The 12,263-nt window shown below is 68.4% G+C and carries 10 protein-coding genes; 7 read left to right on the plus strand and 3 right to left on the minus strand.

The genetic code is table 11. The features are described from left to right. Positions 1-2: 2 nt before the first annotated feature. Positions 3-1,139: a protein rep gene (locus tag JFC09_RS05400; protein WP_332839661.1), complete on the minus strand. Its 1,137-nt coding sequence runs from the start codon at positions 1,137-1,139 to the stop codon at positions 3-5. A 671-nt stretch (positions 1,140-1,810) separates the two neighbouring features. Here JFC09_RS05400 and JFC09_RS05405 point away from each other — a divergent pair. Continuing rightward, a complete protein-coding gene (locus tag JFC09_RS05405) occupies positions 1,811-2,542 on the plus strand; it encodes a GAF and ANTAR domain-containing protein (RefSeq protein WP_198392988.1) in 732 nt (243 codons plus the stop codon). Positions 2,543-2,563: 21 nt separating this feature from the next. Here the strand turns inward: JFC09_RS05405 and JFC09_RS05410 are convergent, their stop codons facing one another. Both JFC09_RS05410 and JFC09_RS05415 read right to left on the minus strand, forming a co-directional pair. Beyond that, positions 2,564-2,857 (minus strand): hypothetical protein, encoded by a 294-nt coding sequence (locus tag JFC09_RS05410; RefSeq protein ID WP_198392989.1) that lies wholly within the window; start codon positions 2,855-2,857, stop codon positions 2,564-2,566. 109 nt (positions 2,858-2,966) lie between these two features. After that, entirely contained in the window at positions 2,967-3,125 is a 159-nt protein-coding gene (locus tag JFC09_RS05415; RefSeq protein ID WP_198392990.1) for a hypothetical protein, read from the minus strand. A 207-nt stretch (positions 3,126-3,332) separates the two neighbouring features. On the opposite strand from JFC09_RS05415, the gene argS reads away from it, so the two are divergent. The 6 genes from argS to rho all read left to right on the plus strand — a co-directional run bounded on the left by argS (position 3,333) and on the right by rho (position 12,179). After that, the gene (gene argS, locus JFC09_RS05420; protein WP_198392991.1) at positions 3,333-4,973 is read left to right on the plus strand and encodes an arginine--tRNA ligase; all 1,641 of its coding nucleotides are present in this window, start codon (positions 3,333-3,335) and stop codon (positions 4,971-4,973) included. Between the two features lie 11 nt (positions 4,974-4,984). Beyond that, a complete protein-coding gene (gene lysA / locus JFC09_RS05425) occupies positions 4,985-6,409 on the plus strand; it encodes a diaminopimelate decarboxylase (RefSeq protein WP_198392992.1) in 1,425 nt (474 codons plus the stop codon). A 10-nt stretch (positions 6,410-6,419) separates the two neighbouring features. Beyond that, the gene (locus JFC09_RS05430; protein WP_198392993.1) at positions 6,420-7,730 is read left to right on the plus strand and encodes a homoserine dehydrogenase; all 1,311 of its coding nucleotides are present in this window, start codon (positions 6,420-6,422) and stop codon (positions 7,728-7,730) included. 33 nt (positions 7,731-7,763) lie between these two features. After that, positions 7,764-8,852, plus strand: a complete 1,089-nt coding sequence (thrC, locus tag JFC09_RS05435) for a threonine synthase (protein ID WP_198392994.1) — start codon at positions 7,764-7,766, stop codon at positions 8,850-8,852. Further along, positions 8,849-9,805: a homoserine kinase gene (gene thrB / locus JFC09_RS05440; protein WP_198392995.1), complete on the plus strand. Its 957-nt coding sequence runs from the start codon at positions 8,849-8,851 to the stop codon at positions 9,803-9,805. Before thrC ends, thrB begins: the two co-directional genes overlap by 4 nt. 313 nt (positions 9,806-10,118) lie before the next feature. Beyond that, the gene (rho, locus tag JFC09_RS05445; protein ID WP_332839662.1) at positions 10,119-12,179 is read left to right on the plus strand and encodes a transcription termination factor Rho; all 2,061 of its coding nucleotides are present in this window, start codon (positions 10,119-10,121) and stop codon (positions 12,177-12,179) included. Positions 12,180-12,263: the final 84 nt, after the last annotated feature.

Consider the following 12,263-nt stretch of genomic DNA (forward strand, 5'->3'; position numbering starts at 1 on the left):
GCTCACTCCCTCACCTCGTCCACCGATCGAGCCCGCTCAGGTGGCTCATCACCAGGCAGCAGAGCCTGCACGACCGGCCAGTTCTCACCCGCAGCAGCATCGAGGACTAGCGCCAGCAGCTCCGGGTCAGACCGCCTCAGCGCGTCATACGAGCGCCCGTCAGCCACCCACCGGACCGGCGCAGCCTCGGTCTCCTCGATGACCTCCTCATCCGACTTCTCGCCCACGTCATAACGTGCCTTCAGGCCGCGAGACCAGGTGATCGCCCGCCGGCCCTTGGTGCCTGTGTAGTACTCCACCCATAGCCGGCGGCGCTGGGGGAGGGGCAACGGGTGATCGAAGTCGAGCAGCTCGAACGGCACGAAGTTGTCACCACGGCCCCGCTTCACATCAGCACGAGCAAGCTCCGCCGCCGAATCCCACTTCTCCGTCTTACTGTTCCCCTCGTCTTGCACCTTCGCCAGGTACTTACCGAGCACCTGACCATTCTCATCAACCTGCTGCACATCCGTCCCATGCTCACGAGTCGGCAACTTCCCGGTCGCCTTATGCGAGAACCGCGCCCAGCGGGTATGGAGTTCATCCCCAAAAGCCGCCACCTCAGTGCCAGATAGCTTGTCATCGGTGAAGAACAGCGCGTGAATGTGCGGATGCCACCCATTCGACCCATAAGTCACTTCGGTGCTGCGGATATAGCCCGAGACCCGGTAGCGATCCCGCGCCCCCTGCTTCGACTTCGAGCCGACCCAGGCGCTTCCCTGCAACAGCTTCCGCCACGACCCCAACACTGCATCCATGCTCTGCTTCAGCGAGTCAGCACGATCATGTCGAATCGTCAGAGTCACGAATAGGATCGACCCACCCGCTGCATGATGAGCCTCCACCGCTTGTGAAATCTCCCGAGCGCGCTCCGCCCGGATCACGGCTGAACACACTGGGCACGCCCACACAGACGAACACCGCTCAGTCCCCGAGAAGTGAGCAAACTGCCCATCCGAGTGCACAGCCACGTTCTCGCCAATCCGCCAACCGCACCGAGCCGGACGAGGCGGACGCACCCAATCCGAATCCAGCACCTCCCCGCTCGCGGTATCCACGAATAGACCATCACCTAGCTCCTCAACGGTCGAAGAGTCCACCGCGTCGGCAATGAGCCACTTCGAGGATCGGGAACGACGACCAAAACGCGACCGACGCAGCCCGTCAGATGTATGCCGTTGACCAGTGGGGAAACTCTGTCCGCGATGTACGTACCAAGGGCGCCGCCTCTGGCGGCGCCTGCGGGCCAGCCGGGCGTGCGGCCTTCGGCCGTTCCGGGCCGGTCCTCAGCGCAGCCGACGTCGGCGCGTGGCCTCCGGCCACAGTGACCCCACCGGAGCCGGGCTGACTTAGAACTGCTTGACGGGTATGATTTACGGACACGAATCCCTCCCAGGGTTCCAACCGCCTCATGGGTCACTACCCCAGGGGCGGTTATTCGTGTCGTGGCCACAATCGGGCCATGCCAGCTCGTCAGATGTAGCTCTGACAACCGGATTTGAGCCTCAACTGACCCGTAGCTCCGTGGTAATCTGGGCACGTATGGGCCCGTCGCTATCTCCGGAGCAGAAGGTCGTAGGTTCGAATCCTGTCGCGGGCACCACCGGAAGAGCCCCTTGGACACCCGTCCAAGGGGCTCTTCCGCTGTCCTCAGCGAAACGGTGCTTCCCAGAGCAAGACACCTTGACGGCGATTGGGACGGGCCCAGCGCACAGTGGGGTGTCACATCGCATGGGGGACACTCCCATCGGTCTGTGGCACGATCAGGCCCATGGACCTCACGCTCACCCAGGAAACCGCCTCGGAGCAGCTGCTCGCGCTGCTGTCGGAGGAATACGATCTCGTCGAGTTCCTCGACCGTTTCGCACGGCTGTCCGCCCACGGGCTGGGAGGGGGAGTGGAGGTCGACTGCGGCATCACCCTCAAGCTCGCCAAGCGGTCCACGGTGGTCGGCAGCGGCTCCGAGCAGGCGAGGCTCATGGACGAGGTGCAGGTGGGCTTCGAGGAGGGGCCGTGCCTCGAAGCGCAGAAGACGGACTCCTCCATCATCATCGACGACGTGCGCAGCGATGAGCGCTGGCCCGCCTACATGTCCGCGGTGCGCGATCGCGGGTACCGGTCGGCGCTCGCAGTGCCGCTGGATCTCAAGAGCGGTGCCGTCGCCGCCATGAACTTCTACGCCGCCGAACCCTGTGCGCTCGGCCCCGACGACGTCGCGCGTGCGCAGGAGTACGCGGCGATCGCCTCCCTCGTGCTGAGCGTCGCGGTGCGGGTCGCCACTCACGCGGATGAAGCGGAGCACCGTCGGATCGCGATGGCGACCCGCACCGCGATCGACACGGCGGTGGGGATCGTCATGGCGCAGAACCGGTGCTCGCAGTCGGAGGCGTTCGCACTCCTGCGCGACGCGTCTTCACACCGCAATATCAAGCTCGCGCGGCTCGCGGAGGAGGTCGTCGCCGCGGTGGGCGGCGGGGAGGCCCTCACACACTTCGACGTGTGAGAACACGCGAGGCACCGGCGGTCACAGCTTGCCGGGATCGATGACGATCGGTTCCGTGCCCGCAGAGGTGCCGGTGAGGAGCCGTTGCGAGATGGTGCAGAGGACGCGCACGCGCATCCGTCGCGAGTGCGCCTCCTCGAGACCCCTGCGCAGGACTTCACGGCGGTGGGAATCGGGTGAGTCGTCGTCGATCGATTCGCAGTAGACGAACCACATCTCGTCCGTGGTGAAACGGTAGTGCAGTGAAGCGACCAGCCTGCCAGGCAGGTAGAGGTCGAGCTTCGACGACTCCATGTTGTTGAGCAGCGTGTACACCGAGGGTCTCCAGGTACTCCGGTGGCCGGCTGCTTGACCGCCCCGATCGTAGCGGATCCGAGGGGCCCGTCACGAATCCGCCTGCACGCTCCCGGACGGCGTCCGCAGGTCACTCGTCGACGTGCACGGCCCTCGATGCGGTGAGTCGCTGAGCGAGCAGCCTGGCCTGTTCCGATTCTTCGGGCCCGAACGCCGTGCCCAGCCCCGTCGCGTACTCCTCGAGTGCCAGGAAGATCAGGGTCACATCGGCTGTCGTGAGGTCTGCCATGAGTCGTTCGTCCTCGGGTCCCGCAAGCGCGTGTCGATCGGTGGGATGTCTCAGTCCTGAAGCTAAGAAGACTGCCGGGCGGGCACAAGCCCCCTGGTGGGATTCCCTGTTCCGTGGTACGCACTCTCCGTCCCGCGCCGATCGCCACGGACATCCTCGCCCGGGGGCGATTGTCCGCACGTGCCGGCCACCCACTATCCTGAGCGGGTGACTCCGGAAGAACTCAAGGCGGCCATCGCCGCAGCACTCGACGCGTACAGCACTTCGTCCGGCAGGGAGATCGCCCCTCCTGCTGCGCTGGTCGTGGAACGACCGAAGAACCGCGACCACGGCGACTGGTCCTCGAACATCGCGCTGCAGATCGCGAAGTCCGCGGGTCTGCCGCCGCGCGAGCTCGCAGAGGGGCTCGCCGCCGTGCTGCGGGAGAGCGCCGGCATCGACGCAGTGGACGTCGCAGGCCCCGGGTTCCTCAACATCACCCTGTCTGCCGCCGCTGCCGGCGCCCTTGCAGCGGACATCGTCGCTGCCGGACCCGAGTACGGTCGCGGAGACGCGATGGCCGGCCATGTCGTCAACATGGAGTTCGTCTCCGCCAACCCGACCGGACCCCTGCACCTGGGGCACACGCGGTGGGCCGCACTGGGCGACGCGATCGCACGGGTGCTGACCGCTGCCGGGGCGGACGTCACGAGCGAGTACTACGTCAACGACGCGGGCTCCCAGATGAACGTGTTCGCGGATTCGGTCATCGCTCGCATGAAGGGCCGGGACGTGCCGGAGGGCGGCTACCCGGGCCAGTACATCGCAGACATCGCGGAGGCGATCGCGGAGGACCAGCCTGCGCTGGCCGATTCGTGTGACGACGCGACGCGCGACGAGGTCCGCCATCGCGCCTACACCCTGCAGCTGCAGGACATCAAGGACACGCTCACGGAGTTCGACGTGCACTTCGACGTCTGGTTCTCCGAATCGTCGCTCCACGATTCCGGTGCGCTCGCGTCAGCGGTGGAGCGGCTGCGGGAGCAGGGGCACGTGTACGACGAGAACGGTGCCGTCTGGCTGCGCACCACCGATTTCGGGGACGACAAGGACAGGGTCCTCATCCGCAGCGACGGGGCACCCACGTACTTCGCCGCGGACGCCGCGTACTACCTCGACAAGAAGGACCGCGGCTTCACGGAGAAGGTCTACCTGCTGGGGGCCGACCACCACGGGTACGTCGGCCGCCTCAAGGCGATCGCTGCCGCCGCGGGCGACGACCCGAAGGTGAACATCGAGGTGCTCATCGGGCAGCTCATCAACGTCAACGGTGCGAAGCTCTCGAAGCGCGCGGGCAACATCATCGAGCTGCGCGACCTCGTGCGTTGGCTGGGCCGCGATGCGCTGCGGTACTCGCTCGCCCGCATCCCCGCCGACTCCCCCCTCACACTCGACCCGGAGGTCCTGCGCAGCGCCAGCAACGACAACCCGGTCTACTACGTGCAGTACGCCCATGCCCGCGCGTGCGGTGTCGAGCGCAACGCGCTCGCGGCCGGGGTCGACGCCTCGCTCTTCGACGCCTCGACCCTCAGCCACGCGGCGGAGGCGGCGCTGCTCGCGGGCCTCGCGGACTTCCCCCGCGTCGTCGCCCAGGCGGCGCAGCTGCGTGAACCGCACCGCATCGCCCGCTACCTCGAAGCCCTCGCCGGCCTGTTCCACAAGTGGTACGACTCGTGCCGGGTCACGCCTTTCGGCGACGAGCAGCCGGGTGCCGTCCACGGCTCCCGGCTCGTGCTGGACCGCGCCACCGCGCAGGTGCTGTCGAACGGACTCGAGCTGCTCGGGGTCAGCGCCCCCGAGCGCATGTGACAGGAGCCTGAATGCCCGCGCACATCTCCGGTGTCCTCCATGCCGGTCCGTCACCGGTCTGGCTGCCGTATCCGGATGACGTCAATGCCCTCATGCCCAGCCTGTGGTCCGCGCACGTGGACAAGGACGCGGACGGGGTCCTCACCGTCGCAGGCCATCGCGCCACGGATCTGGCGGAGGAGTACGGGAGCCCGCTCTACGTCCTCGACGTGGACGACCTCCGTACGCGTGCCCGCCGGTTCGTGGACGCGTTCTCCGCCTCGTTCGATGCGGTCGGCACCCGTGCCCGCACGTACTACGCGGGGAAGGCGCTGCTCACCTCCGCGATCGCCCAGTGGGTCGCCGGAGAGGGCATGGGGATCGACACGTGCTCGCTGGGTGAGCTCATGACGGCCAAGCGCGCGGGTGTGGACCCGTCGGTGGTCGGGCTGCACGGCAACAGCAAGTCGGACGCGGAGATCGCGTTCGCACTGGACTGGGGGATCGCCCGCATCGTCGTCGACTCCCTCGACGAGATCGACCGCATCGAAGCAGCCGCGTCCGCCCGGGGGATGCGCGCACCCGTCATGATCCGTGTGACGGTGGGTGTGGAAGCCCACACGCACGACTTCATCGCGACAGCGCACGAGGACCAGAAGTTCGGCCTGTCCCTGCATTCGGGTGCGGCGCGCACGGCCGCGGACCGGATCCTCGCCTCATCGCACCTCGACCTCATCGGCCTGCACAGCCACATCGGCTCGCAGATCTTCGACCGGTCGGGCTTCGAGGTCGCGGCGCGGCGGATCGCCGGCCTGCGCGCGGAGATCCAGCGCGACCACGGCGTCGTCCTCGCGGAGATCGATCTGGGCGGCGGGTTCGGCATGCGGTACACGTCGCAGGACACGCCGCCGCCCATCGAGGACATGGCCGCCCAGCTCGCGGAGGTCGTCGCGAAGACCTGCGCCGACGAGGGCACCGATCTGCCGGTGGTCTCGTTCGAGCCGGGGCGCGCGATCGTGGGCCCGGCGGTCTTCACGCTCTACACCGTCGGCACGGTGAAGCCGGTGGAGACGGAGACGGGCGTGCGCACGTATGTGTCGGTCGACGGCGGCATGAGCGACAACGTGCGGACCGCGCTCTACGATGCTGACTACTCGTGCACGCTCGCGTCCAGGTCGACGCCGGCCGAACCCGTGGTCGTCCGTGTCGTGGGCAGTCACTGCGAGAGCGGGGACATCGTCGTCCGCGACGAATACCTGCCGGGGGACGTGCGGGCGGGGGACCTCGTCGCGGTGCCGGGCACGGGGGCCTACTGCCAGCCGCTGTCGTCCAACTACAACCTCACGCCGCGACCCGGCGTGCTCGCCGTTCGCACAGGCCGTGCGGACTGGCTCATCCGACCCGAGACGCATGATGATCTGCTGGCCCGCGACTGCGGCCCGATCGTCGATTCCTGAGAGGACCACCATGGAGAAGCTCACTGTCGCACTGCTGGGCGGGGGTGTCGTCGGCACGGAGGTGGCGCGCACCCTCCTCACCCAGTCGGATGCGCTGGCCGCGCGTGTGGGGGCGCGACTGGAACTCGCGGGGGTGCTGGTGAGGGATGCGGAGAAGGAGCGCGAGGGCATCCCGCAGGAGCTGCTGACGACCGACGCCGAGGCCGTGGTCGCCGACGCCGACATCGTCATCGAGCTGCTGGGCGGCATCGAGCCGGCCCGCACCCACATCCTCGAGGCGATGGCGTCCGGTGCCAGCGTGGTGACGGCGAACAAGGCCCTCCTGGCACAGCACTTCCCGGAGCTCATCACGGCTGCGGACGACGCGGGCGTGCGCATCGAGTACGAGGCGGCCGTCGCGGGCGCCATCCCCATCGTGCGGCCGCTGTCCGTGTCGCTCGCGGGCGATCGCATCCAGCGGGTCATGGGCATCGTCAACGGGACGACGAACTACATCCTCGATCAGATGGCCAAGGAGGGGTGGGACTTCGACACCGCTCTGTCGACGGCGCAGGAGCTGGGCTATGCGGAGGCGGACCCCACGGCGGACGTCGGCGGGTTCGACGCTGCGGCGAAGGCCGCGATCATCGCGTCGCTCGCGTTCCAGGTCCCCGTCTCGATGGACGACGTCCACGTCGAGGGCATCACGTCGGTGAGTGCGGACATGATCGCGACCGCGGCCGCGCAGGGCTTCACGATCAAGCTGCTCGCGATCTGCGAGCGGGTCGACGGCGCGGACGGCGCGAAGAGCGTGTCGGCACGGGTCTACCCCGCTCTCGTCCGCGACGACCATCCCCTCGCCTCCGTGTCCGGTGCCTTCAACGCGGTCTTCGTCGAAGCGGAGAACGCGGGATCGCTCATGTTCTACGGGCAGGGCGCCGGTGGCGCCCCCACGTCATCGGCGGTCATGGGCGACCTCGTGTCCGTGGCGCGGCGCCGCGTCCTGGGCGGGCGCGGTCAGGTCGCGCAGCAGGTGCGCCGCAGCGGTGACATCCTTCCGATCTCACGGGTGACCACGCGGTACCAGATGACCCTCGAGGTGTTCGACCGTCCCGGCGTGCTTCTGCGCGTCGCCGAAGTCGTCGCGGCGGAGGGAGTCTCGATCGAGCTCGTCCAGCAGACCCGCCTGGAGACGGAGGACGAGGACGCGCCGGCACGGGCGAAGCTCGTCATCGCGACGCACTCCGCCGTCGAATCCGCTCTCGCGGCGACGGTCGACGCACTCGCGGGGCTGGACGTCGTCGAATCCGTCAAGTCGGTGCTCCGAATCGAAGGCGCCTGAGGCGTCCGGAACAGCAGGAAGAGGCAAGCAGCCATGGCAGCAGCACATCGTCCCCAGTGGCGCGGGGTCGTCAACGAATACCGCAACCTGCTCGACGTCGGAGCGGAGGTCCCCGCGGTGACTCTGGGAGAGGGCGGGACCCCGCTCATCCACGCGGAAGGGCTCTCCGCGCGCGTCGGCGCGGAGGTCCACGTGAAGTACGAGGGTATGAATCCCACGGGCTCCTTCAAGGACCGGGGGATGACGATGGCGATCACGAAGGCCGTCGCACGGGGTGCGAAGGCGGTCATCTGCGCGTCGACCGGCAACACCTCGGCGTCGGCAGCGGCGTACGCGACGAAGGCCGGGATCACGTCGGCCGTCCTGGTGCCCGCGGGCAAGATCGCGATGGGCAAGATGAGCCAGGCGGTGGCCCACGGCGCCCAGCTGCTCGAGGTCGACGGCAACTTCGACGACTGCCTCACCCTCTGCCGGAAGCTGTCGGAGGCCTACCCCGTCGACCTCGTGAATTCGGTGAACCCAGACCGCATCGAGGGCCAGAAGACCGCCTCGTTCGAGATCGTCGACGCACTGGGCCGGGCCCCGGACATCCACGTGCTACCGGTGGGCAACGCCGGCAACATCACCGCGTACTGGAAGGGCTTCCGCGAGTACGCGGAAGCGGGCCTGGCGGACGGGACGCCGCGGATGTGGGGCTTCCAGGCCGCCGGTGCCGCACCTCTGGTGCTCGGTCACCCGGTCGATGAACCCGAGACGATCGCGACCGCGATCCGGATCGGGAATCCCGCCTCCTGGGAGCAGGCGATCGCGGCACGCGACGACTCCGGCGGACTCATCGAGGCCGTGACGGACGAGGAGATCCTCGTCGCCCACCGCCTCCTGTCGTCCACGGAGGGGATCTTCGTCGAGCCGGGGTCCGCCGCCTCGGTGGCGGGTCTGCTGAAATCCGCCGACGCGGGTCGCATCCCGGCCGGCGCCGTCATCACGGTGACGGTGACCGGACACGGCCTCAAGGACCCGCAGTGGGCGCTGCAGGCCGCGGACGGTTCCGCCGTCACTCCCACACGCGTCCCCGTCGACGCGGTGAGCGCCGCCCGCGAACTGGGTCTCGAGGACGCATGAGCGGCCTCCGGATCCCCGCCGGGTTCTCCGTCGAGGTGACCGCCCCGGCCACCTCCGCGAACCTGGGTGCCGGCTACGACTCGTTCGGCCTGGCGCTCGGCTTCGCGGACACCGTGAGGGCACGGGTCTCCGAAGCCGCGGTCCCGCACGAGGCCCGCGTCGACATCACGGGGGAGGGGGAGCGGAGCCTGCCGCGCAGCGGCGACCACCTCATCCTCCGGATCGCGGAGCAGATCCTCGCCGCGCGCGACGTGGCCGGCGGAGACCGACTGGTCCTCGAGTGCGAGAACGCGATCCCGCAGTCACGCGGGATGGGCTCCTCTGCGGCAGCGGTCGTCGCGGGCCTGTCGATCGCGGATGCGGCGAGCACGGCCGCGGGGCTGCCGGAGCCCACGGCTGCGGAGAAGCTCGCGTGGGCGACGCATTTCGAGGGACATCCGGACAATGCCGCACCCGCCCTGTTCGGCGGTGCGACGGTGAGCTGGTACCCCGAACCGGAACGGGCCTCGTCGATCTCGCTGCCGGTGCATCCCGAGGTGCGCGTCGCGGTGATCATCCCGCAGGAGCGTCTGGACACGGGCATCGCACGCGACCTGCTCCCGCGGACGGTGCCGCACGCCGATGCCGCCGCGAACTCCGCGATCGCGGGTCTGTTCGTGCACGCGCTCTGCCACGACCCCTCCCTGTTGCTCGACGCCACCGTCGATCGTCTCCACCAGGAGTACCGCCGCCCCGCGATGCTCGCGTCGCTCGAGCGGATCGACCTGCTGCGAGCCACGGGACTCGCCGCGGTCGTGTCCGGTGCCGGACCGACGGTGCTCGTGCTGGGCACGGGCGACGATCTGGGGGAGCGTGTGTCCGCCGCTCTGGGCGACGACGACGCGGACGTGGTGCCGACCGTCATCGCGGAGAACGGCGCGACGACGCTGTCGTTGCGGCGCCTGTCCGCCTGACGGCGATGCTGTCGGATCGCAGGACGGTGCGGTCGGGACACGACCCGCGCGCGGAGGCCGAAAGAAGGCAGTGGCGCGATTCGCGTACGTCTGCCCCGGCATGTACAGTTGGGGGTGTTCCGAACGCAGTTCCGTTCAGGTCTCAGCACCACGAACCGATCACGCACATTTCTTCGGAACATCTACAGGACGCCTTCGGCCGTTTTCGACCTGCGTCTTTCCCACATGCACCTCAGGTGCCATCCATCGCTGTGCATCCGGCGCATCTCGCGCATCTTTCACGCACAGCCGAACGAGGGAGAAGGAAACCTTCGTGACTGAAACCACCGCGAACGACACACAAGCACGTTCGGGAAGTCTCACCGCGCTCCGTCTGCCCCAACTGCAGGAGATCGCAGCCGGGCTGGAGATCAAGGGCTATCGCCGCCTGAGGAAGAGCGACCTCATCGAAGCCATCCAGACCGCACGCGGTTCGTCGGCGAACGCGGGTGCGGCTTCTGAGAAGCCGGCGGCGAAGGCCGCACCGTCCCGCACGTCGAAGGCGGCCGCCGCCCCCGCACAGGAGACGGAGAAGCCCGTTCAGGCGCCGTCTGCTGACACCCAGGAGCCGTCGACGCAGTCGTCAGCCCCACAATCATCTGCACCACAGGCATCAGCACCGAAGGCCGCGGCCTCGGACGCTCCCGCTGCACAGTTCTCCGACGACGGTTCGTCGGAGACGGACGATCAGCGGTCGGAGGGCAGGTCCCAGGACCAGCGCGACGACGACGGAGGGCGCCGTTCGCGCCGCCGTCGGAACGACAGCCGCTCCGACGACGGCGGTGACCGCGGAAGCGATCGCGCCTCGGACGACCAGGGCTCCTCCGACGACAACGGCTCCGGTCAGGGCCGCGACGGCCAGAACGGTCGCGGCGATCAGAACGGTCGCGGCGGCCAGAACCGCCGTGGCGGCCGGCAGGACCAGAACGACCGGCGCGACCGCCAGGATCAGAACGATCACAGCGACCAGCACGACCGCGACGACCGCGGTGATCAGCAGGGTCGCAGTGACCGCGGCGAGCGGCGCTCGCGCGGCGACCAGAACGGTCGTGGCGGACGGGGCGACCAGCGCGGCGATTCGCGCAATCAGCAGGGTGGCAACGACGACCGCTCGAACCGCGGACGCGGTCGTGACCGCCGCCGCCGCGGCCGCGACGACGAGCAGGTGCACGCGGACGACGTCCTCATCCCCGTGGGCGGCATCCTCGACGTGCACGACAACTACGCGTTCCTGCGGACCTCCGGCTACCTGTCGGGACCGAACGACGTGTACGTCTCCGCCGGCCTCGTGAAGAAGAACGGTCTGCGGAAGGGCGACGCCGTCACCGGCGCCATCCGCAAGCCGCGCGAAGGCGACCGGCAGAACCGCCGGGAGAAGTTCGACGCGCTCGTGCGTCTGGACTCCGTCAACGGACTGACCGTCGAGGACGCGAAGCGCCGGGTCGAGTTCTCGAAGCTCACACCGCTCTACCCGCAGGACCGCCTGCGACTGGAGACCCAGCCGAAGAACATCACGACCCGGATCATCGACCTGGTGGCGCCTATCGGCAAGGGCCAGCGCGGACTCATCGTCGCGCCGCCCAAGGCGGGCAAGACGACGATCATGCAGCAGATCGCGAACTCGATCGCGGAGAACAACCCTGAGGTCCACCTCATGGTCGTGCTCGTGGACGAGCGTCCGGAAGAAGTGACGGACATGCAGCGCGCCGTCAAGGGCGAGGTCATCGCCTCGACCTTCGACCGTCCCGCGGACGACCACACGACGATCGCGGAACTCGCGATCGAACGTGCGAAGCGCCTCGTGGAGATGGGGCAGGACGTCGTCGTGCTGCTGGACAACATCACGCGACTGGGCCGTGCATACAACATCGCCCAGCCGGCGTCCGGCCGGATCCTCTCCGGTGGTGTCGACGCGAACGCGCTCTACCCGCCCAAGAGGTTCTTCGGCGCGGCCCGCAACATCGAGGGCGGGGGATCGCTCACGATCCTCGCGACCGCACTGGTGGAGACGGGATCGAAGATGGACGAAGTGATCTTCGAGGAGTTCAAGGGCACCGGCAACATGGAGCTGCGCCTGTCCCGTCACCTGGCGGACAAGCGGATCTTCCCCGCCGTGGACGTCAACAGCTCCGGCACGCGTCGTGAGGAGAACCTCATGCGTCCGGAGGAGCGCAAGGTCATGTGGCAGCTGCGCCGTCTCCTGTCCGGCCTGGAACAGCAGCAGGGCATCGAGCTGCTCATGTCCAAGCTCAAGGAGACCAGCTCCAACGCGGAGTTCCTCATGCAGGTGCAGAAGACCACGCCGCTTCCCAAGTCGGCGTCCGACGACCACTGACGCGGGAGTGGGATGTGAGGGGAGCACGTGCGGAGTGCACGCGCGCGCATGACTGTTGAGCATGCTTCTCGCATGAGCCGAGGG

The sequence above is a fragment of the Brevibacterium yomogidense genome (assembly GCF_016107685.1).
GTDB classification, from domain to species: Bacteria; Actinomycetota; Actinomycetes; order Actinomycetales; family Brevibacteriaceae; genus Brevibacterium; species Brevibacterium yomogidense.